The organism is Caulobacter segnis (assembly GCF_023935105.1).
In the GTDB taxonomy this organism is placed as follows: Bacteria; Pseudomonadota; Alphaproteobacteria; order Caulobacterales; family Caulobacteraceae; genus Caulobacter; species Caulobacter segnis_B.
Genome location: NZ_CP096040.1, coordinates 4,564,226 through 4,584,476, shown reverse-complemented (window position 1 = coordinate 4,584,476; position 20,251 = coordinate 4,564,226). Strand labels below are relative to the sequence as shown.

Annotated in this window: 19 protein-coding genes and 1 pseudogene; 5 read left to right on the top strand and 15 right to left on the bottom strand. The window is 69.3% G+C overall.

Annotated elements, in window-relative coordinates:
• The first annotated feature begins 38 nt into the window (after positions 1-38).
• The 3 genes from MZV50_RS21470 (at position 39) to MZV50_RS21460 (ending at position 3,039) form a co-directional block, all read left to right on the top strand.
• A complete protein-coding gene (locus MZV50_RS21470; protein ID WP_252631354.1) occupies positions 39-287 on the top strand; it encodes a type II toxin-antitoxin system Phd/YefM family antitoxin in 249 nt (82 codons plus the stop codon).
• On the top strand, positions 284-679 hold the full coding sequence (locus MZV50_RS21465; protein WP_252631353.1) for a type II toxin-antitoxin system VapC family toxin: 396 nt from the start codon (positions 284-286) through the stop codon (positions 677-679). The genes MZV50_RS21470 and MZV50_RS21465 overlap by 4 nt, the downstream gene beginning before the upstream one ends.
• 164 nt (positions 680-843) lie before the next feature.
• Positions 844-3,039, top strand: coding sequence for a TonB-dependent receptor domain-containing protein (locus MZV50_RS21460; protein ID WP_252631351.1), 2,196 nt, complete (start codon positions 844-846; stop codon positions 3,037-3,039).
• Positions 3,040-3,132: 93 nt separating this feature from the next.
• On the opposite strand, the pseudogene MZV50_RS21455 reads toward MZV50_RS21460, so the two are convergent.
• Positions 3,133-3,495, bottom strand: a pseudogene (locus MZV50_RS21455) (GNAT family N-acetyltransferase); the annotation flags it as partial.
• A 435-nt stretch (positions 3,496-3,930) separates the two neighbouring features.
• On the opposite strand from MZV50_RS21455, the gene MZV50_RS21450 reads away from it, so the two are divergent.
• Positions 3,931-4,116 (top strand): hypothetical protein, encoded by a 186-nt coding sequence (locus MZV50_RS21450; RefSeq protein WP_252631350.1) that lies wholly within the window; start codon positions 3,931-3,933, stop codon positions 4,114-4,116.
• A gap of 173 nt (positions 4,117-4,289) precedes the next feature.
• Here the strand turns inward: MZV50_RS21450 and xylD are convergent, their stop codons facing one another.
• The 6 genes from xylD to MZV50_RS21415 all read right to left on the bottom strand — a co-directional run bounded on the left by xylD (position 4,290) and on the right by MZV50_RS21415 (position 11,702).
• Positions 4,290-6,065 carry a xylonate dehydratase XylD gene (xylD, locus tag MZV50_RS21445; RefSeq protein WP_252631349.1) on the bottom strand — a complete coding sequence of 592 codons (1,776 nt, stop codon included), beginning with the start codon at positions 6,063-6,065 and terminating at the stop codon, positions 4,290-4,292.
• Positions 6,058-6,924, bottom strand: coding sequence for a D-xylonolactone lactonase (gene xylC / locus MZV50_RS21440; protein ID WP_252631348.1), 867 nt, complete (start codon positions 6,922-6,924; stop codon positions 6,058-6,060). The genes xylD and xylC overlap by 8 nt, the downstream gene beginning before the upstream one ends.
• 91 nt (positions 6,925-7,015) lie before the next feature.
• Complete coding sequence (gene xylB / locus MZV50_RS21435; RefSeq protein WP_252631347.1) at positions 7,016-7,765, bottom strand: D-xylose 1-dehydrogenase; 750 nt, start codon at positions 7,763-7,765, stop codon at positions 7,016-7,018.
• A gap of 5 nt (positions 7,766-7,770) precedes the next feature.
• Positions 7,771-9,207, bottom strand: a complete 1,437-nt coding sequence (locus MZV50_RS21430) for an aldehyde dehydrogenase family protein (RefSeq protein WP_252631346.1) — start codon at positions 9,205-9,207, stop codon at positions 7,771-7,773.
• Positions 9,208-9,223: 16 nt separating this feature from the next.
• Positions 9,224-10,378 carry a fumarylacetoacetate hydrolase family protein gene (locus MZV50_RS21425; RefSeq protein ID WP_252631344.1) on the bottom strand — a complete coding sequence of 385 codons (1,155 nt, stop codon included), beginning with the start codon at positions 10,376-10,378 and terminating at the stop codon, positions 9,224-9,226.
• Positions 10,379-10,646: 268 nt separating this feature from the next.
• Positions 10,647-11,702 carry a LacI family DNA-binding transcriptional regulator gene (locus MZV50_RS21415; RefSeq protein WP_252631343.1) on the bottom strand — a complete coding sequence of 352 codons (1,056 nt, stop codon included), beginning with the start codon at positions 11,700-11,702 and terminating at the stop codon, positions 10,647-10,649.
• 87 nt (positions 11,703-11,789) lie between these two features.
• On the opposite strand from MZV50_RS21415, the gene mobA reads away from it, so the two are divergent.
• Positions 11,790-12,299, top strand: coding sequence for a molybdenum cofactor guanylyltransferase (gene mobA / locus MZV50_RS21410; RefSeq protein ID WP_252631342.1), 510 nt, complete (start codon positions 11,790-11,792; stop codon positions 12,297-12,299).
• Here mobA and MZV50_RS21405 read toward each other — a convergent pair.
• The 8 genes from MZV50_RS21405 to MZV50_RS21365 form a co-directional block, all read right to left on the bottom strand.
• Positions 12,296-13,681 (bottom strand): sulfite reductase subunit alpha, encoded by a 1,386-nt coding sequence (locus MZV50_RS21405; protein WP_252631341.1) that lies wholly within the window; start codon positions 13,679-13,681, stop codon positions 12,296-12,298. The two genes, mobA and MZV50_RS21405, sit on opposite strands and share 4 nt — an antisense overlap.
• Positions 13,678-14,670, bottom strand: a complete 993-nt coding sequence (locus tag MZV50_RS21400; RefSeq protein ID WP_252631340.1) for an FAD:protein FMN transferase — start codon at positions 14,668-14,670, stop codon at positions 13,678-13,680. Before MZV50_RS21400 ends, MZV50_RS21405 begins: the two co-directional genes overlap by 4 nt.
• Positions 14,671-14,812: 142 nt before the next feature.
• The gene (locus MZV50_RS21395) at positions 14,813-15,703 is read right to left on the bottom strand and encodes a DUF4198 domain-containing protein (RefSeq protein ID WP_252631339.1); all 891 of its coding nucleotides are present in this window, start codon (positions 15,701-15,703) and stop codon (positions 14,813-14,815) included.
• Positions 15,704-15,711: 8 nt separating this feature from the next.
• A complete protein-coding gene (locus MZV50_RS21390; protein WP_252631338.1) occupies positions 15,712-16,230 on the bottom strand; it encodes a DUF2271 domain-containing protein in 519 nt (172 codons plus the stop codon).
• Positions 16,231-16,241: 11 nt separating this feature from the next.
• The gene (locus tag MZV50_RS21385; RefSeq protein WP_252631337.1) at positions 16,242-16,871 is read right to left on the bottom strand and encodes a PepSY-associated TM helix domain-containing protein; all 630 of its coding nucleotides are present in this window, start codon (positions 16,869-16,871) and stop codon (positions 16,242-16,244) included.
• A 152-nt stretch (positions 16,872-17,023) separates the two neighbouring features.
• Positions 17,024-19,000 carry an HWE histidine kinase domain-containing protein gene (locus MZV50_RS26610; protein ID WP_354668907.1) on the bottom strand — a complete coding sequence of 659 codons (1,977 nt, stop codon included), beginning with the start codon at positions 18,998-19,000 and terminating at the stop codon, positions 17,024-17,026.
• 112 nt (positions 19,001-19,112) lie between these two features.
• Positions 19,113-19,832, bottom strand: a complete 720-nt coding sequence (locus tag MZV50_RS21370; RefSeq protein ID WP_252631336.1) for a 2OG-Fe dioxygenase family protein — start codon at positions 19,830-19,832, stop codon at positions 19,113-19,115.
• On the bottom strand, positions 19,829-20,218 hold the full coding sequence (locus MZV50_RS21365; RefSeq protein WP_252631334.1) for a group III truncated hemoglobin: 390 nt from the start codon (positions 20,216-20,218) through the stop codon (positions 19,829-19,831). The genes MZV50_RS21370 and MZV50_RS21365 overlap by 4 nt, the downstream gene beginning before the upstream one ends.
• Positions 20,219-20,251 lie beyond the last annotated feature (33 nt).

Genomic DNA, 20,251 nt, shown 5'->3' with positions numbered 1-20,251 from the left:
GGAAATATGTTAGCTATGATTAGCTAAGTGAGGTGGCGATGCCGACGGTCAACATGCACGACGCCAAGAGCCAGCTGTCCAAGCTGGTCGAGGCGGTCGAGACGGGCGAGGTCGAGGAGGTGATCATCGCGCGCAACGGCCGGCCCGCCGCGCGGCTGACGTCCTTGCGGCCCAGGGTCGAGACGACCCGCCGGATCGGCGTCGCCAAGGGCCTGTTCGTGGCGCCAGAGGACCCGGGGGCCGAAGACGCCGAGGTCGCCGCGCTGTTCCTGCGCGCCGAGCCGTGAGGCTGCTGCTGGACACGCACATCGCGCTGTGGTCGCTGTCCGACGATCCGCGCCTGTCGACGGCGGCCCGCGCGCTGATCCTGGAGCCCGCCAACGAGATCTGCGTCAGCGCCGTCACCCTCTGGGAGATCGCCATCAAGCACGGCCTGGGCCGGACCGGCCCGAACGCCATGCCGATCTCGGCGGCGGAAGCCCAGGCCCTGTTCGTCGCCTCCGGCTATTCGCTGATCGCGATTACTCCGGAACAGGCGGTGCTCGTCGGGACCTTGCCGCCGATTCACGCCGATCCGTTCGATCGGCTGCTGGTGGCGCAGGGGCTGACGGAAGGCCTGAGGCTGGTGACGCACGACGCCGTCATGGCCGCCTACAACGAGCGCATCTTCCGGGTTTGAGGTCGGCGGCAGACCCGTGAAGTCGAACATTGCGGAAAAGAAATTTGTCTTCGGCGGCGAAGCGGGGCTAAACAACCAGATATACATTTTACACATGTACATTTTGTAATGATACCGGTGTCGGGGCGGGGAGCCGCCGAGGCCGGGTCGTCTGGGGGATCGCCGTGCGTTTGAAGCTTGTACTCTTGGCCGCCGCCGCGGCGTTGCTGCCGCCGGCGATGAGCCATGCCCAGTCGGCCCCCGCGCCCGCCGCTCAGTCCCCCGCGCCGAAGCCGGCCGCGAAAGACGCCCCTACCGCCGTCGAGGGCGTGACGATCCGCTCGGACTCGACGGCCATGCGCACCTCGATCGACAGCCGCAGCTACAGCGTCGCCAACGACCTGTCGGCCCGAACGGGCTCGATCGCCGATGCCTTGCGCAACGTGCCTTCGGTCGAGGTCGACGTGCGCGGCAATGTCAGCCTGCGCGGCGACGCCAACGTCACCATCATGATCGACGGCAAGCCCAGCAACCAGTTCAGCGGCGAAGGCAAGGGCGACGCCCTGATGGCCATGCCGGCCGACCAGATCGAGCGCGTCCAGGTGATGACCAACCCCTCGGCCGCCTATCGCCCCGACGGCTCGGCCGGGATCATCAACCTGATCACCAAGAAGACCATGAAGCCGGGGACCAACGGCACGGTCCGCTTCAATGTCGACACCGCCGGGCGCCACAACGGCGGGGTCAGCGCCACGCGCCGCAACGGCAAGCTGGCCCTGACCGGCGACGCCAGCTATCGCCGCGACACCCAGGACGCCCGCCAGCTGATCCAGCGCGAGACCCGGGACACCGCCAGCGGCCAGTTCCTGCCCAGCACCCAGGACGCGGCCGTCGACAACAGCGGCGGCATGGTCAATCTGCGCGGCGGGCTGGACTATGACCTCGACAAGCAGAACCGGCTCAGCCTGGAGCTCCGCGGTCGCCACATCGCCTTCGACACCGACATCGACGAGACCTATTCGGCCCTGAACGCGGCCGGCGCGCCGGCGCGAGCCTATCTCCGCAACCTCTCGGGCGACATGACCCGCGACAACGCCGCCATCAGCGGCGACTGGCGCCGTCAGCTGAAGGGCGCCGACCACCTGCTGACCACGCACCTGGAATACGAGGTCACCGACTTCCAGCGCGACGGCGACGCGGTGACCCGCAACACGCCCGGCGCGACCGTCTACGAGCGCGTCGGCCTGGGCGTCGACCAGGAGCGGGCCAATTTCAAGCTGGACTACAGCAAGCCGCTGCCCAAGGACGTCAAGCTGAAGACCGGCGTCGACTTCGAGCAGTCCAGCAACGACTTCACCAACTTCGGCGCCAGCGGCGCCACGGCGGGCGGTCTGGTCGTCGATCCCGCCCGCACCAACCGCTACCTTTACGATCAGGACGTCTACGCCGCCTACGTCACCTATGAGCGGCCGTTCGGCGACTTCACGGTGCAGGGGGGCTTGCGGGCCGAGCAGGTCCAGATCGGCCTGAACGACGTGACCCACGGGGTGAAGGCCGACAACGACTACTTCAAGGTCTATCCGACCCTGCATACCGGCTATCGGCTCAGCGACAGCCAAAGTCTCAGCGCCAGCTTCAGTCGCCGCGTCCAGCGGCCGGGCGCCCAGGACCTGCATCCGTATCGGGTCTATATCGACCCCTACAACTACCGGCAGGGCAACCCGAACCTGAAGCCCCAGATCACCGACTCCTACGAACTGGGCTGGCAGTACCGGAAGGGGCCGACGACCTACCTGGCCACCGCCTATTTCCGCAACGCCCGCGACGGCGTGACCGACGTGGTCAGCGACCTGGGGAATGGCGTCTTCCTGACCACGCGCGGGAACCTGGGCAAGAGCCGCAGCGGCGGCCTGGAGCTGGTCGCCAATGGTCGGCTGACCAAGACCCTGACCTACAACCTGTCGGGCAACGCCTTCTGGAACGAGATCGACGCGGCCAATCTGGGCTTCACCGGCACGCGCTCGGGCACGACCCTGTCGGGGCGGGCGAACCTGAACTGGCAGGCCACGCCCAAGGACTTCTTCCAGGCCAACATCTTCAGCTCGGGCAAGCGCATCACCCCGCAGGGCTATCGCGAGCCGTTCAAGATGCTGAACCTGGGCTATCGCCGGAAGGTCAACGACAAGCTCTCGTTCGTGGTCACGGCGCAGGACGCCGCCGACTGGTTCCAGGAGGTGGTCGTCACCGACACCCCGACGCTACATGATCGCACGCGGCGCAGCGCCAACGTCCGGTCGGTGTTCTTTGGGTTCAGCTACGCCTTCGGCGGGGGCAAGTCGCGGCCGGAACAGTTCGACTTCAGCGCGGGCGGCCCAGGCTGAGGCGTCGTTCGTCAGCTGCTTCTCGTAGCGCCAGATCTTGAGCGGGAACCAGCCGCTCGGGATCTCGGTCGGTATGGTCTGGGTCTCGGCCCTCGACCAGCCGGCCTTCTCGTAGAAGCGCGCGGCGCGCAGGTTGCCGACGGCGCAGGCCAGCCAGGCCTTGGTGATCCCGGCTTCCAGCAGGCGGTCCTGGGCGTCGGCCATCAGCAGGGCGGCGATCCCCGTTCCGCGCGAGTCCTCGTCCACATAGAGCTGGTTCAGCTCGTCGCCCTTGACCAGGTGGAAGCCCAGCGGCGCGCCGACCGGGCCCACCACGCGGACGTGGGGCAGGGCGACGGCGAGGCGGTCGATGAAGCTTTCCTGGGTGCGCCGGGCCACCAGGGCGTCGGCGACATGGGCGGTGTGGCCGTCGCGCCAGCCCTGCCACCAGAGGCGGGCCAGGGGCGCGAAATCCATGATCTGGGCGGGCCGGACGCTCATGGCCGCACCCGCTCGAAAAGGGCCGGGAGGGCGGAGGGCCGAATTCGCGAAAACACCACTATTACGGGTCTTTGCGTCGAGATATCGGTCGTCGAGCTTGACCATTCGCAGGGGTTATAAGGGGTCATGTTGAGTCGCAACGTGCTGTTTGTGTTGTGAAAAGACGCCTACGATGAACGCCGTTATACGCCGTGTCGCGGGTTCAACCTACACAAGAATTTTGCAAACGTTTGTGCAATTTTTAAGGATTACTTAACCATTTCTGTAATGGTCATTTTTCTTTACTTGCCGCGACATTCGATGGGGCCCGCGGCTGGGTTTCGGCGATCCCGTCTAGCGCGAGCGACGGCCAAGCTGCCACGTTGAGGCCATGTTGAACGTCGAGGCTGCCGACTGGAGTCGAGCGCCCGCATGACACAGCAGAGCAGACAACTGACCATCCGCCGCTATGGCGATCGCTGGGCCATCGCGGTCGGCGACGAGGTCGTGCTTGTCTCGCCCTCGCGCCAGGACGCCGAAAGCGTAGTGGCCACGGCCAACGAAGTGCTCCAGCAGAGCGGCATCGACCCCGAGCGCCGCTCGTTCTCCGGGAACTAGCGTAACCCTTCTCCCCTTCGCGGAAGAGGGTGGCCCGAAGGGCAGGATGAGGGGTTGCACGAACAGAAACGCCGCGACTAGCCGATAGGCCGGTCGCGGCGTTCTGCGTTTATCGACCCCTCATCCGTTGGCTCGCGCCGACACCTTCTCCCGCGCGGGGAGAAGGGAGAGTCCTAGTGATTGTGCCGGGGCAGCTTGGCGGCCAGGTCCTGGTACTTGACCGCGAACTCCAGCACGCCGCCGGTCTCCAGCTGGCCGGTATGGGCCCGGTAGATCTCCTGCCAGGGCGTCATGGTCTCGGGGACGGCGGGGATGCCTTCCTTCTTGCGCTCGGCGATCGTCGCCTCGTCCACCAGGGCGTCGCAGCGGCCGGTGTTGATGTCGATGCGGATGGTGTCGCCGGTGCGCAGCCACGACAGGCCGCCGCCGATAGCGCTTTCGGGCGAGGCGTTGAGGATCGAGGGGCTGTCGGCGGTGCCCGACTGGCGGCCGTCGCCCAGGGTGGGCAGGCTCATGATCCCCTTCTTCAGCAGGTGATCCGGCGGCTGCATGTTCACGACCTCTGCCGAGCCCGGCCAGCCAATCGGACCCGCGCCGCGGATGACCAGGATGCAGCTTTCGTCGATGTTCAGCGCCGGGTCGTTGATCCGGTGGTGATAGTCGTCCGAGCCGTCGAACACGATGGCGCGGGCCTCGAAGACGCCTTCCCGGCCCGGCTGGGACAGGTAGCGCTCGCGGAAGTCGGCGCCGATGACGCTGGCCTTCATGATCGCGAAGTCGAACAGGTTGCCCTTCAGCACCAGGAAGCCGGCCTTTTCGGCCAGCGGCTGGGCATAGGGGAAGATCACCTCGCGGTCGCTGGTCTCGCGGCCTTGCAGGTTCTCACCCATGGTCTTGCCGGTGACGGTGAGGACGTCGCCGTGCAGGCGGCCCTGCTGCAGCAGCTCCCACAGCACGGCGGGGGCGCCGCCGGCCCGGTGGAAGCGCTCGCCCAGATACTTGCCGGCCGGCTGCATGTTGACGATCAGCGGGATGTCGTAGGCCGCGCGCCAGTCGTCGGCGGTGACCTCCAGGCCGGCGTGGCGCGCCATGGCCGCGATGTGCGGCTGGGCGTTGGTCGAGCCGCCGGCCGCCGCCACCAGGGCGATGGCGTTCTCGAAGGCCTTCTTGGTCAGGATGTCCTTGGGCTTGATGTCCTCATAGGCCAGGTCGACGATCCGCTGGCCGGTCTTGTAGGCCATCTGGCCGCGCTCGCGGTACGGGGCCGGGATGGCCGCGCAGCCGGTCAGCGACAGGCCCAGGGCCTCGGCCACGGCGTTCATGGTCGAGGCCGTGCCCATGGTGTTGCAGTGACCCGCCGAGGGGGCCGACGAGGCCGCGCGCTCGATGAACTCTTCCTCGGTGATCTCGCCGGCCGCCAGCTTGCGGCGCGAGCGCCAGATGACGGTGCCCGAACCGACCAGCTCGTTCTCGTGCCAGCCGTCCAGCATCGGACCGCCCGACAGCACGATGGCCGGGATGTTGACCGTGGTGGCGGCCATGATGCCGGCCGGGGTGGTCTTGTCGCAGCCGGTGGTCAGGACCACGGCGTCGATCGGATAGCCGTGCAGGGTCTCGACGAGACCGAGGTACGAGAGGTTCCGGTCCAGCGCCGCCGTCGGGCGACGGCAGTTCTCGAAGATCGGGTGGACCGGAAACTCCATGGGGATGCCGCCGGCGTCGCGGATCCCGTCCCGCACCCGCGTCACCAGGTCTAGGTGGATGCGGTTGCAGGGCGAGATGTCGCTGCCGGTCTGGGCGATGCCGATGATCGGCTTGCCGCTTCGCAGCTCCTCCGGCGTGATCCCGTAGTTCATGAAGCGCTCCAGATAGAGCGCGGTCATGTCGATATGGTCGGGATTATCGAACCAATCGCGGGACCGGAACCGGCGGGGCGTGCGATCAGACAAGGCGGACCTCGTATTGCGGCTGGCCCGCGACGTCGACCTGAAGCGCGAACAGGCCGCCGGCCAGCGGATACTGGGCCAGGGTCTCGTCGCTCAGGCCCTTGCGGGCGGTGGTGAAGAACAGGGTCTTGAGGTCGGGTCCGCCGAAGCAGACCTTGGTGACGTTGGGCGCGGGCAGCTCGATCCGGTCCACGGCCTCGCCGCTGGGCGAGAAGCGGACGACGCCGAAGCCGCCCCACAGGGCGGTCCAGACGTAGCCTTCGGAATCGACCACAGAGCCGTCCGGATAGACATCGTCGCCGATGGCGACCTTCACGAAGGCGCGCTTGTTCGACAGCGTGCCGTCCTCGGCCAGGTCATAGGCCCAGATGATCTTTTCCAGGGTGTCAGTGTGGTAGAAGGTCTTGCCGTCGGGCGAGACGCACGGGCCGTTGGTGATGCAGATGTCCTTGTCCATCCGCGCCACGCCGGTGGCGTCCATGCGATAGAGCGAGCCGCTCGGGGTCGCTTCGCCGTCGTGCATGGTGCCGAACCACAGGCGGCCCTGGGCGTCGACGGTGGCGTCGTTGGTGCGGTTGTCGAGTTCGGGCGCCTCGACCTCCAGGATGCGCTGCAGGCCGGTCAGCGGATGGAACTTGTGCAAGCCCGACTTCAGGCCGGCGATGAAGCCGCCGCCGATGGCCAGCGGGGCCAGGAAGGTGACCTGTTCCGGAGCGATGACCGTCGTGGCGTCGCCGCTGGCGGGGTCGTAGCGGTGGATCTTGTGGTCCTTGATGTCCACGAACCACAACGCGTTGCCGGTCCAGATCGGACCCTCGCCCAGCGTGGCCTTCAGGTCCCAGACGCAGGTGGCGGCGCTCATACTCGAAGTCTCCGTGAAACCGATGCAGACCGTTCGATAAGGCGATGAGGCCCTCCTGGGAAGGCCTCCTTTCGTCGAACGGCCCCGCCAGCTAGCGCCAGCCCGCGTCGATCCAGTATTCGTGACCGGTGCATAGCGAGGCGTCGTCCGAGGCCAGGAACAGCACCAGCGAGGCGACGTTCTCGGGCAGGATGCGGCCCTTCACGCACTGGGCCTTGACGATCTCGGCCTCGCCTTCCGGCGTGTACCACTTCTCCTGGCGCTTGGTCTTGACGTTGCCGGGCACCACGCAGGTGACGCGGATGTCGTCCTTGCCCAGCTCGCGGGCCAGGGCGCGGGTCATGCCCTCGATGCCGGCCTTGGCGGTTTCGTAGAGAACCAGGTCCTCGAGGCCCAGGTGCCAGCTGATCGAGCCGAAGTTGATGATCGCCCCGCCGCCGCGCTTGGCCATGCCGGGCGCCACGGCCTGGGCCGCGAACACCATGTGGCGCAGGTTCACGCCGATGCGGTTGTCCCAGTACTCGGGCGTCAGGTCGCTAAGGCTATGGCGGTCGTCGTTGCCGGCGTTGTTGACCAGCACGTCGACGTCGCCGATCTCGCTGAACACCGCCTTCAGCGCGGTCAGGTCCATCAGGTCGCAGCGCTTGTAGACCGGCGCGATCGCCGCGTCCTTCGACAGCTCGGCGACCAGGGCGTTGGAATCCTCGTCGACGATGTCGAGGAAGATCACTTCCGCGCCCTGGCGGACGAAGCCGGCGACCAGGCCGGCCCCGATGCCCGAGCCGCCGCCGGTGATGACGACGCGCTTGCCCTTCAGGCTGGGATAGATGGCTGAGGACATGCTGCTTAGGACCACGAGTAGGAGGTTTTGGTCTGGGTGAAGAACTCGACCGCGGCGAAGCCCTGTTCGCGCGCGCCGTACGAGCTGCTCTTGGTGCCGCCGAACGGCACGTGATAGTCGACGCCGGCCGTGGCCAGGTTGACCATGGTCATGCCGGCCTTGGCGTTGCGCTGGAAGTGGCGGGCGTACTTCAGCGAGGTCGTGGCGATGCCGGCCGACAGGCCGAACTCGACGCCGTTGGCGATCTCCAGCGCCTCTTCGTACGACTTCACGCGGATGGTCGAGGCGACGGGGCCGAAGACTTCCTCGTTGTTGATCCGCATGCCAGCCTGGGTGTCGGCGATCAGCGTCGGCTGCACGTACCAGCCGGGGTTGTCCAGCTTCAGGCGATCGCCGCCGGTGACAAGGCGGCCGCCTTCACCCTTGGCGATGTCGATGTACTTGTACGAGGTCTCCATCTGGTCTTCGGAGACGGCCGGGCCGATCTGGGTGTTCGGATCCAGAGCATCGCCGATGCGCAGGGCGGCGACCTTCTCGGCCAGCAGGGCCACGAACTTGTCGTGGATGCCGTCCTGGACGATCAGGCGCGAGCTGGCGGTGCAGCGCTGGCCGGTGGCGTAGAACGAGCCGTCCAGGGCGATAGCGACGGCGCGTTCCAGGTCGGCGTCGTCCAGGATGATCAGCGGGTTCTTGCCGCCCATCTCCAGCTGCACGCGGGCCTGGCGGGCCACTGCGGCGGCGGCGACTTGCGCGCCTACGCCCTGCGAGCCGGTGAACGAGACGCCGTCGACGTCCTTGTGCTTGATCAGGGCGTCGCCCATCGAGCCACGGCCGAACAGCATGTTGAACACGCCGGCCGGAGCGCCGCACTCGACCATGATGTCGGCCAGTACGTTCGCCGTCGCAGGCGTCGGGCCGGCCGGCTTGATCACCACGGTGTTGCCAAAGGCCAGGGCGGGCGCCGCCTTCCAGGCCGGGATGGCGATCGGGAAGTTCCAGGGCGTGATCAGGCCGAACACGCCGACCGCCTGGCGGTAGGTCTGGACCTCGACGCCGGGACGGGTGCTTTCCAGGTTCTGGCCGTGGCGGCGCAGGGCCTCGCCAGCGAAGTACTTGAAGATGCGGCCGGCGCGGACGGTCTCGCCGACGCCTTCCGGAACCGTCTTGCCCTCTTCGCGCGCCAGCAGCCTGCCGATCTCGGCGCTGCGGGCGATGATGGTGCTGCCGACCTTGTCCAGGAGGTCCGAGCGGACTTCCGGCGAGGCTTCCGACCAGCTCGGGAAGGCTTTCTTGGCCGCGTCGACGGCGGCGTCGACCTCGGCCTGGCCGCCCATCGGCACCTTGGCGACGACGTCGTTGGTGTTCGACGGGTTCAGGCTCTCGGCCGGAGCGTCGGCGGCGACGCGTTCGCCGCCGATGTAGTGGCGCAGGGTGTCGGTCATCCCGAAAGTCCTTGGATTAGAGGAGGCCGCGGCCGGCCAGGTTGCGGATCAGGGCCGAGATGCCGAACGTCCACGGCTGGGCCTTGTCGCAGGTGGTGACTTCGTTCTCGAGCACGCCCAGCTTGGGGGTCGAGACGCGGACGCGGTCGCCGACCTTGTGGGTAAAGCCCTGGCCCGGCGCGTCGCGGTCCTGGATCGGGGCGAACATGGTGCCCAGGAACAGGGCGAAACCGTCCGGATACTGGTGCTGCTTGCCGAACGCCTGGCCGGCCAGCACGGCGGGGTCACGGCTGATCAGGCTCATGTTGCTGTGGCCATCCAGCACGAAGTTGTCGCGGCCGGTGATCTTCAGCTCGACCTCGGCCGAGCGGACGTCGTCCAGGGCGAAGGTATCGTCGAACAGGCGGAAGAACGGGCCGATCGCGCACGAGGCGTTGTTGTCCTTGGCCTTGCTGAGCAGCAGGGCCGAACGGCCCTCGAAGTCGCGCAGGTTGACGTCATTGCCCAGCGAGGCGCCACGGATCTGGCCCGAACCGTCGCACAGAAGCACGACTTCCGGCTCGGGGTTGTTCCAGTGACTGTCGTAGCGGACGCCGACGTGATCGCCCCAGCCCATCGACGACAGGGTCGGGCCCTTGGTGAAGATCTCGGCGTCGGGGCCGATGGCGACTTCCAGATACTGCGACCAGAGGCCGTCCTTGATCAGGGTTTGCTTCAGGCGCTCGGCACCTTCCGAGCCCGGGTTCACGCTCTTCAGGTCGCCGCCCATGCTGGCCGACAGCTGCTCGCGGATCTTCAGGGCGGCGGCGGCGTCGCCGCGCGCGCGCTCCTCGATCACCCGCTCCAGGGTCGAGACGGCGAAGGTCACGCCGGCGGCCTTCAGCACCTGCAGGTCGACGGGGGCCAGCAGCTTCACGGCCGCCTGGCCGTCGGCGTCTTCCCACACGGGGCGGATGTCGAGGGCTTCCAGCGGGCCCTTGTCCTCGCCGCGCGGGATCTGTGCGCCGGGGCCGAAGGCGTTCATCAGGTCGGCGACGGTGGGGGCGATCTTCGACACGTCCTCGACGCGGCCGCCGCGCACCAGCACGGGCGTCGGGCCATCGCCGAAGTCGATGCGGCCCAGCAGGGTCGCGTCTTTCCAGTCTTCCGGAAGGAATTCACTCACGCCCACGGCGTCGTCTCCCCTTTAGTCGAGCGTCTCAAGGCTGCCGCTAAGATCGGCGGCGCTCGTTCGTCGAGACTTGGTAGCGCTAACATGGAAAGACGGCAAGCGCGTTGTCAGACCAATTTGGGAATCCCCTTCGGAGACCCCTCTCCCATAGGGAGAGGGAGGGGCCCGCCGCGTAGCGGTGGGAGGGTGAGGGGTTACGACGGCGTGCCGCGCTCCGTCGGGCGCCGTAACCCCTCACCCCAACCCTCTCCCCATGGGAGAGGGAGCTTTAGTCGCTAACCGGCCCTGATGAATCCCGCACGATCAGCGTGTGGGGGTGCATAAGCTGGCGGGGTTCGCCGCCGCCGTCGCGGTGGCGGCGGATTTCTTCCAGCACCAGGTCGACGGCGGCGCGGGCCATGGCGGCGATGGGCTGGTGGACGGTGGTCAGGGCCGGCCAGATGTTGTCGGCGATCGAGGTGTCGTCGAAGCCGACGATCGAGATGTCGCCCGGCACGTCCAGGCCCAGGCGGTGGGCCAGACCGGCGGCGGCGGCGGCCATGTCGTCATTGGCCGCAAACAGCGCCGTCGGGCGGGGCTCGACGCCCAGCAGCCGCTCGGCCGCCTCCAGGCCGGAGCGATAGGTGAAGTAGCCCTGCTCGACCCGGATATCCTCCTGCGGGATCCCGGCGGCCTTCAGGGCGGCCATGAAGCCGTCCAGGCGCTGCTGGCTGACGGTCTGGTTGGGGTGGCCCTTGATGAAGCCGAACCGCTTGTGGCCCAGGGCGATCAGGTGCTGGGTCAGCTCGTAGGCGGCCGCTTCGTTGTCGATGCGGATGGTGGCCATGTCGCTGCTGGCCATGCCCGGGGCGACGGCCACGGCGGCCGCGCCGGCGGCCTTCACCTCGGCCAGGACCTGCGGCGACTCGCACAGCGGCGGCGGCAGGATCAGGCCGTCGACGCCGGTCTTCAGCAGGCGAGTGAGGGTGGCGCCGGCCAGTTCGGGCTCGGCGCACTTCTCGATGACGATCTGGGCCCCGGTGCGGCTGCTCTCGTCCAGGGCCCCGACCAGGAACTCGGACAGGTAACCGGTCGAGGGGTTGTCGTAGAGCAGGCCGATGCGGAACGGCGCGCTGCCGGCCAGGCTGCGGGCGGCGGGGTTGGGGGCGTAGTTGAGGTCGGCGATGGCCTTCTCGACCAAGGCCCGGGTCTCTTCCTTGACCGTGCTCTCGCGATTGATCACCCGCGACACGGTCATCGGCGACACGCCCGCGCGGGCGGCCACGTCACGGATCGTGGCGCTCTGGGTCGTACGACGACGCTGGCGCTCGGCAGGCTGGCTCATTGTTTTTCCGTCCCTTTGCGGGCCGGACACTAGACCGCTTCGGGCAGAGCTTGGAAGACCGATGGAAAATCCTGCTAAGACCGGGCCATGACCTCGCTGGGCGCGATCATTCTGTGTGGCGGCGGCTCCCGGCGGATGGGGCGAGACAAGGCCGTGCTCGACTGGGACGGGCGGCGGGCGGTGGACCGTGTCGCGGACCTGGCGCGGGCCGTGGGCGCGGAGGCCCTGGTCACCGCCGGCGCGGACCTGGGCCTGCCCTGGGTCCCGGACGACGAGGCCGGCGCGGGCCCGGTCGGCGGCGTGCTGGCCGGCGCGAAGGCGCTGGGGACCACGCGGCTGCTGGTGCTGGCCGTGGACGCGCCGACCGTGACGGTGGAGGACCTCGCGCCGCTGTTGCTCGGCGGCGGGGTCTACGAAGGCTTGCCGGTGCCGATGGTGGTGGCGGCCGATGCGATCCCGGCCGACGCCGAGGCCGGCTGGCCGCTGCGGCGGCTGGTGGAGCGGGCGGGGCTGGTGGCCCTGCCGGTCCCGGACGGCGCGATGGCGCGGCTGAGGGGGGCCAATACGCCGGAGGAGCGCGAGGCGCTACGGCGCTAGTAGACGTCCCGCCGGTACAGCCCCTCGTCGGTTAGGCGCTCGACGGTCTCCGTTCCCAGCACCTCGACCAGCGCCGCGTGCACGTCGCGCGACATGCCTTCCAGCGATCCGCAGACATAGATCGCCGCGCCGTCGGTCACCCATTGGCGCAACACCTCCGCCGCCGCGCGCAGGCGGTGCTGGACATAGGTCCGCTCGGTCTGGTCGCGGGAGAAGGCCAGGTCCAGGCGCTCCAGCACGCCGGCGGCCTTCCAGCCCTGGATCTCGGCGCGATGGAAGAAGTCGTGGGCCGAGGTTCGCTCGCCGAACACCAGCCAGTTTCGGTGGGCGCCCAGGGCCGCGCGGGCCTTGAGGTGGGCGCGCAAGCCGGCCAGGCCGGTGCCTGAGCCGATCAGGATCAGCGGCCGGATCGGGTCCGGGGCGTGGAAGCCGCGGTTGACGCGCACGCGGGCGTCGATGAGGCCGCCGACCGCGGCGGCCTGGCACAGCCAGCCCGAGCCCAGGCCCGGCTGGCCGTCGGCGCGGGCCGTCAGGCGGACGATCAGCTCGACCCCGCCGTCGCTGGGCAGCGAGGCGATCGAATATTCACGATGCGGCAAGGCCGGGTCGTTGCGCGGACCGATCTCTAGGATGTCGCCGGCCTGCCACGCCGCGCCATCGCCTACGGAAGGATCGGGCGGTGTCAGGCGGATATGCCAAGCCTCGCCGCCCGGGCCGCCGGGATTGAGCAGCCGGCGCTCGGCCAAGGTCCAGCGGCCGTAGGCGGGGCGGCTCCAGTCGGGGGCGTCGGTGACGCCGGTGAGCAGGGAAAGCTGCCCCTGCCAGTGGCGCAAGGCCCCGGGATCGCCGTCGTCGACCTCGACCCGGTCGAACAGGGGCGCGGCGCCTGAGTGGGCCAGCCAGGCGTCCAGCGACCGGCCGAAGGCGCAGACATGGGCGTAGCTCGAATCCCCCAGGGCCAGCACGCCATAGCGCAGGGCCGAGAGGTCGGCGCCGTCCTTCATCACGTCGCGGATGAAGGCGCGGGCCGGGTCGGGTGCGTCGCCCTCGCCGGTGGTGCTGACCACGAACAAGGCGCGGCCGGTCAGGTCGGGGGCGGTGACGGCGCCGAGCTCGCGCAGGGTGACAGGCGCGCCGGCGTCCGATAGCGCCTTGGCGGTGGCGTTGGCCAGTTCCTCGGCGAAGCCGGTCTGGCTGGCGTAGGCGACCAGCACCGGCTCGCCGGCGCCCTGCGACAGGGCTTGGACCTCGCGGCGGGCGGCGCGGCGGCGCAGGGTCTCACGCAGGGCGATCCCGCCACAAAACAGGCCATAGACGCCCGCCACCGCGCCGGCGGCGATCAGGCGGCGGGTCTCGGGCGAGAAGGCGTCGAGGTCGATCATGCGTCCAGCATCGCCCGCAGGGCCGGCGAGAGGCGCTCTTGCAGACCGGAGGCGTCGCGGCTGACGATCAGGGCGGCCAGGTCGTGTTCGGCCGCGAAGGCCAGGGCGGTGTCGGGCGCCATGACCGTCAGGGCCGTGGCCCAGGCGTCGGCGCTCATGCAGTCTCTGGCCAGCACGGTGACGCTGACGGTCGCGTGGGTCACGGGCGCGCCGGTGGCCGGGTCCAGCGTGTGGGCGTAACGGCGGCCGCCATGGTCGAAGAACCGCCGGTAGTCGCCCGAGGTGGCGACGGCCAGGTCATGCAAGGCGACGAGCGTCTGTTCGGAATCATTGGCGGTGGGTGGGCGCTCCAGTTCGACCCACCAGGGCTGGCCGTCGGGCTTGGCGCCGACGCCGCGCAGCTCGCCGCCGACCTCGACGAGATAGCTCCTGACGCCGGCGCGATCCAGGGCGGCGGCGGCCTGGTCGATGCCGAAGCCCTTGGCGATGCCGTTGAGATCCAGCTTCAGCCCGCCCGGCTGGAACAGGGCGTCGCCGTCCAGGGTCAGGCGCGTCCAGCCGCCGGCCTCGCGGAGGGCGGTGATGTCGGTTGCGTCCGGCGGGCCGCCGGAGAAGGCGCGGGGGCCGAAGCCCCAGAGATCGACCAGGGCCCCAAGGGTCGGGTCGAAGGCGCCGTCCGACTGCTGCGCCACCGCGATCGCGCGGCGCAGTACCGTGGCGGTCGCGGGCGGCAGGAGCGTCCAGCTTCCCGGCGTGGCGCGGTTGTAGCGACAGAGATCCGACAGCGGCGCCCACGGGCTCATCTCGGCGACGACCGCGTCGAGGGCGCGCTGGACCATGGCTTCGAGGGCGGGCAAGTCCGTGGTCGCTGGCAGCACCGCCTTTACCGACCAGGTCGTCCCCATGGTCGCGCCGCCGAACGCGCGCACGCTCCCGCCGACGGGGCGGGCGGGCGGCGTGGTCAGGGCGGGGACGAGGACGCGGGGCATTGGGCAATCTCATCCTCCCCCGTGAAACGGGGAGGGGGACCGCGAAGCGGTGGAGGGGGCGTCGACGGCGAGGTGCGCCCCTCCGTCACGGCGCGTATCCGCGCCGCGCCACCTCCCCGCGACGCGAGGGAGGAGAGCGGTCTTAAGGCCGCTGGGCTTCGATCACGGCGGTGTAGCTGGCGCTGTAGCCGTCGCCGGCCAGGGGCTGGGCCGGACCTTGCTGGCCGCCCATGCCGCCGCCCGGACCACCCGGACCACCGGGGCCGCGACCGGGCATGGCGCCCGTACGCACCGTGGCGTTGATCCAGTACATGCCGGCTTCAGGCAGGGTGAACTTCACGACGCCGTCGGCGCCGGTCTTCACCTTCAGGTCGGGGCGCGGGCTGTAGCGCGAGCCGCCCTCGGCGATGGTCACCTCCAGGTCGGCGGCGGGCTTGCCGTCGAGCAGGAACTTGAAGCTGGCGGCCTCGCCGGCGACCAGGTCGTTGGGGTGGGTGATCGGCGACAGCTCCAGGCCCTTGCCGGTCGGCTTGAAGACCTCGGTCGTCGGCTTGTCGCGGGTGACGTACACCTCGTTGCGATTGAAGCTCTTGATGGTCTTCAGGTCGGCGGCGCCGGCCGGGACCTGCTTGGCGAAGTCCTCGGGGCTGCCCCGGAAGCGCTTGACCTCGCCGTTCTCCGTATAGCTGGCCATGACGCTCTGGCTGGCCGAGCCGATCTTCCAGGTGCCCGGCTTGGTCAGGGCCACGTCGAAGGTCGAGCGGTACTTGCCGGTCGAGCCGTTCTGGATCTTGTCGACCGCGCCGTCGGGCGCCCACGCCGACACACCGTCCAGGCGCATCGGGTTGTGGTCGGGATAGAACAGCTCGTTCGAAATGGCGGCGTCGAACGTCACCCAGACGTCGCCCGACAGCACGGTGGCCGAGGGGACGATCCAGCCGCGGTGGGCCGAGGCCGACATCGGCAGGGCCAGGGCCATGCCGCCAATGAGCAGGGGAGCGGCGACGGCGAGAAGGCGCTTCTTGAAGGTCATGGCTTTTCTCACTTCACGGAAACGGTGACGGCGCCCAGCTCGGACGCGCCCTTGGCCGAAGCCGGCTTGCCGGGCTTGCCCCAGGTGAATGGCACGCGGACGGCCTCGTGGCCGCCGACCTCGCGAGCCGCCTCGACGACCAGGTTGTAGGCGCCGGGCTTGAGGTCCTTCAGGGCGCCCTTCGAGCCGGCGAAGACCAGCTTCTGCGGGCCCGGCGCGCGGGTGGCACCGCTGATCCCGTCGGCGGGGAAGCTCATCTCCCGGCCGGCCTTGCGCCACCACTGGCGCATGTCCTTCAGCCACTTAGCGCCCTTGTCCTCGCGATTGTCGGCGTCGTACCAGACGGCCAGCGTGCCGGCGGCGGTGCTGTCGGCCGGGTTCTCGATCCAGATGGCCACATAGGGCTTGTGGTACTCGGCGACCGTCAGCTTCGGTACCTCGACGGTGACGCTGAGGTCGGCGGCCAGGGCCGGCGCGGCGCCAGCGGCGGCGCCAGCGAAAGTCAGAAGTGAGATCGAACGCTTCACGGGGTCTGCCTCTAAAGGTGGACGAACAGGATGACGAGGATGACGGGGGCGGCCAGGCCCAGGCCCACCAGGGGCCAGGTCAGCGGCCGGGCGCGGGCGTGGAACTGCAGCAGGATCAGGCCGGTGACCGTGAAGATCACGCAGGCGGCGGCGAAGATGTCGATGAACCAGCTCCAGGCCTTGCCGGAATTGCGGCCCTTGTGCAGGTCGTTGAGCAGGCTGATCACGCCGCGCGTGGTCTTCTCGTGCTCGATGGCCCCGGTCTCGCGGTCGATCGACACCCAGGCGTCGCCGCCCGGGCGTGCCAGGGCGACATAGACCTCGTCGGCCGACCATTCGCCCTCGCGACCCGCGACCTCGGCGCCGACCGCCTTGTCGAGGAACGGCTCCAGCGGGACGGGCAGGGGGCGCTTGCCCTCTTCCGGGCCCTTGGCCAGCAGGGCCAGCAGGTCTGGCGGCAGGGTCGCCTTGCGCGAGACGACCACGGGCTTGGCCTCGATCTGGCCGGCGTGGTTCAGGGTGATGCCGGTGATCGCGAACAGCAGCATGCCGATCAGCGACACGGCCGCGCTGATCCAGTGCCACTGGTGCAGCTGCTTCAGCCAGAAGGAGCGTCGGTGCTGGTCGGCGGCGGATTTCACGAGGAGGAGCGGAACCTTGGCGGCGGAATGCTCGTCCTTACTTGAGAACGAATTGCAATTTCAAGCCACAAGACGTCGGTAAGGTTCGCAACCGTCCAAAACCACGACCTTCCTGGACCCTGTGCCCGGGAGGGCATGAAGGATGGCGGGCCCTACGGCGCCACCGCCGGCATGCCCCGCGCCAACGCGCCGAGCAGCGCGGAAGGGGCCACCGGCTTGCGAAGGACCGGCCCGTCGTCGACGTCGGGCTCCTGGTAGCCGGTCAGATAGACGAACGGGATGCGGCGGCGGCTCAGGGCTTTGGCCACCGGCGTGATCGGCCGGCCGCCCAGATTGACGTCCAGCAGGGCGCGGTCGATCGGCTGGTCGTCCAGCAGGTTCAGCGCCTCCTCGATCGTGCCGGCGGGACCCACGACCTTGGCGCCAGCGGCGGTCAGCACGCGGGTCAGCTCCATGGCCACGACCGCCTCGTCCTCGACGATCAGCACGCGCTGGTCGCGCAGGGCGGGGCTGTCCTCGGACACCAGGCCCGGGCGATAGACAGGCGTGCTTTCGCTCGCCCGGGGCTGGGCGCCCTTGAGGATGTCCAGGCGCACCTTCAGACCCTGCGGCCGCCAGATCTTCTCGACCCGGCCGCCCAGCTGCTTGACGGCGCTCTCGATCAGGGTCGAGCCGAAGCCGCGGCGGGCCGGGGCGTCGACGTGGGCGCCGGCGTCCTCGCGCCAGATCAGGTTCAGCACCTCGCCCGGCGCCCCGGAGGCGCTCCAGGTCCAGGTCACGCTCAGCCGGCCCAAGGGGCGCGACAGGGCCCCGTACTTGCTGGCGTTGGTGGCCAGTTCATGGATCACCAGGGCCAGGGACTGGGCGGCCTGGGCGTCGATCAAGGCCGGTGGGCCGTCGATCGTCACCTGCTCGCCGCCCCCATGGTCCCGCTCTCCGCCGTACGGATCCAGCTCGAGGCGTAGCAGGTCGTGCAGGTCGACGCCGCTCCAGCGGCCCGTCGACAGCAGGCTGTGGGCGCGGGCCAGCGAGCCGATACGGCCTGATAGCGCCTGGACGTACTGGTCCTTGTGCTCGAACGGGGTCAGCTGGGCCAGCGACTGGACGACGGCCAGCACGTTCTTGGCGCGGTGGTCGACCTCGCGGATCAGCAGCCGCTCGGTCTCCTGGGCGCGCTTGAGGGCCTGGTCCGAGCGGGCCCGTTCGCTGGCGGTCCAGATCAGCTCGGCCGCGTCCGAGACGAAGGCGATCTCGTCCGGCGTGAAGGCCCGTGCCGCGTCGTGGCAGACGAACAGATACGCCGACAGCTCGCCGGCCTTGACCAGCGGGATGGTCATGAAGGCGCGCACGCCCAGGGCGGCGTAGGCCTCCAGGGCGGCCTGTCCGTTGGTGCGTGCGTCCAGCGCCACGTCGCCGACGGCGACGGTGTGGCCCGCGCGCATGTCGGCGCTCATCTCCGCGCCGAAGTCGTCGAGACTGAACCGCCGGTTCTTCATCGCGACGACGCCGCCCTCGGCGCGATCGTCGTCGGCCATGACGACGGCCACGCCGTCCTCGTCCATCTCGGCGTAGCCGGCGCGCGCGACGCCCAACTGCTCTGTCAGCATGCCGGCGGCGGTCTCGGCGATGGCGACGGGATCGGCCTCGTCACGCAGCTTCTGGCCCAGGTCCAGCAGGGCGCCCCGGCGGCGTTCGCCCAGCAGCATGCGTTGCAGCTCGGCGGCGGCCTTCTTGCTCTCGGAGATATCGGTGACCAGCACGTAGTAGCCGGGGACATCGCCGTCGCGACCGATGTCGGGCACGTAGCGGGCCTCGACGTGGCGCGGCCCGGCCTGCTGGTAGTCGACCAGGCCCTCGAAGGTGACGCTTTCGCCGGCCAGGGCGCGGGCCACGTGGTGGCGCACCCGGCCATAGGCTTCCCGACCCAGCACCTCCGCCAGGGTCTTGCCCTCGATCCGCGAGCGGTCGACGCCGAACCACTCCTCGTAGGCGCGGTTGACGAAGCGATAGCGCTCCTCGCGGTCGACATAGCTGATCAGGATCGGCACCGCGTCCGCCATCGCGCTGGAAAAGACGGCGCGCCTCTCCTGGGGCGGGTAGGACGGCAGGACGTAATCGTCTCGAGACATGTCGACGGACGTTCAATCCTACGAGGGTGCTGAAACCTCACCGTGGCACGTCGTGATCACAGTCCAAACGGTTAACGGCTGCGACAAGCAGTCGCAGCAACAACCCCACGTATCAGTCGGCGTCGGTTTCGCGTTCGCGCCGGTAGGTGACGACCAGAACATCGCGGATCGCCGGCGCGGCGGGGTCCAGCGGTCGGATCGGGGTCACCCCGTGCAGCACGCGGTGGTCGTCGAGGAACACCGCGTCGCCCGGGGCGGTCAGGGTGAACGCGCCCAGGCTGGTCCCGTCCGGCGCGAAGACGTCGGTGACGCCGCTGTCGACGTTCTGGCGGTCCACCAGCATGACGATCACCCAGTCGACGCCGTCGCGGTGCGCGCCCTCGGGCGTGGGCAGACCCTGCTCGCCGGCGCGGGCCTCGATGCGGAACTGGTGCAACTCGACATGCCAAGGCTGGTCCGAGGCGGGCGACAGCGGATCGAACAGGTCGAGGCCGGTCTGGATCACCGACCGCGTCACCGGATGGTCGGCGATCGCCTCGGTGACCGGCTCGAACCAGCGCTGCACCCCGCCGTTCAGCGGGTTGTAGTCGCGGCTCTGCCAGTGCGGCTGGTGCGGCTTGCGCGTGACGCCGTCGGGCGTGGCGGCGAAGGCGGCGAAGCGCCGGCGGCGATAGCGACCGCCGTCGGCCATGAAGGTGTCGATGGAGAGGTCGTTCCAGCTGTCGGCGAAGCCGTCCCAGGCGGCGACGGCCTCGGGCCCGATGAGGGCCTGGGTCTCGTCGGCCTCGAAGCGGACGAAGCCGTCGGCGCGCAGCCGATCGCCCGCGCTCAAGCGACCGCGTCCGGCTTGAAGAACAAGCCCAGCTTCAGGCTGGCGGCGATGCGCTCGGCCTTCTGGCCGACGATGGCCGCGCGCGGGGCGTCGAACAGCTCGACGCAAGTCTGGTGGAACAGGTTCAGCCACGGCATGAACAGGCCCTCGGTCAGGGCGGGGATCCGCTGGTGGACCAGCATCGGCTGGCCCTTGTAGCGACCCGAGGTGTTCAACACCGACGACCAGAAGTCCTTCAGCGTCGCCAGGTGCGCCGGCCAGCCGTCCTCGCCGATGGCCTCCTCGAAGATCGGGCCCAGGCGGTGGTGTTGGCGGACGCGCGCATAGAAGGTCTCGACCAGGCGGTCGATCTCGTCGTCGGTGAACAGGGGCGGCGGAACGGGCATGGCTGGAACATGGGCTTTCCGGCGACGCGACTG

Bases quoted from the DNA above. Each gene is read 5' to 3' on its own strand.
- MZV50_RS21470 (WP_252631354.1), top strand. From the start codon at position 39: ATGCCGACGGTCAACATGCACGACGCCAAGAGCCAGCTGTCCAAGCTG.
- MZV50_RS21450 (WP_252631350.1), top strand. From the start codon at position 3,931: ATGACACAGCAGAGCAGACAACTGACCATCCGCCGCTATGGCGATCGC.
- xylC (WP_252631348.1), bottom strand. From the start codon at position 6,924: ATGAGCGCCGCCACCTGCGTCTGGGACCTGAAGGCCACGCTGGGCGAG.
- xylB (WP_252631347.1), bottom strand. From the start codon at position 7,765: ATGTCCTCAGCCATCTATCCCAGCCTGAAGGGCAAGCGCGTCGTCATC.
- MZV50_RS21430 (WP_252631346.1), bottom strand. From the start codon at position 9,207: ATGACCGACACCCTGCGCCACTACATCGGCGGCGAACGCGTCGCCGCC.
- MZV50_RS21415 (WP_252631343.1), bottom strand. From the start codon at position 11,702: ATGAGCCAGCCTGCCGAGCGCCAGCGTCGTCGTACGACCCAGAGCGCC.
- mobA (WP_252631342.1), top strand. From the start codon at position 11,790: ATGACCTCGCTGGGCGCGATCATTCTGTGTGGCGGCGGCTCCCGGCGG.
- MZV50_RS21405 (WP_252631341.1), bottom strand. From the start codon at position 13,681: ATGATCGACCTCGACGCCTTCTCGCCCGAGACCCGCCGCCTGATCGCC.
- MZV50_RS21400 (WP_252631340.1), bottom strand. From the start codon at position 14,670: ATGCCCCGCGTCCTCGTCCCCGCCCTGACCACGCCGCCCGCCCGCCCC.
- MZV50_RS21395 (WP_252631339.1), bottom strand. From the start codon at position 15,703: ATGACCTTCAAGAAGCGCCTTCTCGCCGTCGCCGCTCCCCTGCTCATT.
- MZV50_RS26610 (WP_354668907.1), bottom strand. From the start codon at position 19,000: ATGTCTCGAGACGATTACGTCCTGCCGTCCTACCCGCCCCAGGAGAGG.
- MZV50_RS21365 (WP_252631334.1), bottom strand. From the start codon at position 20,218: ATGCCCGTTCCGCCGCCCCTGTTCACCGACGACGAGATCGACCGCCTG.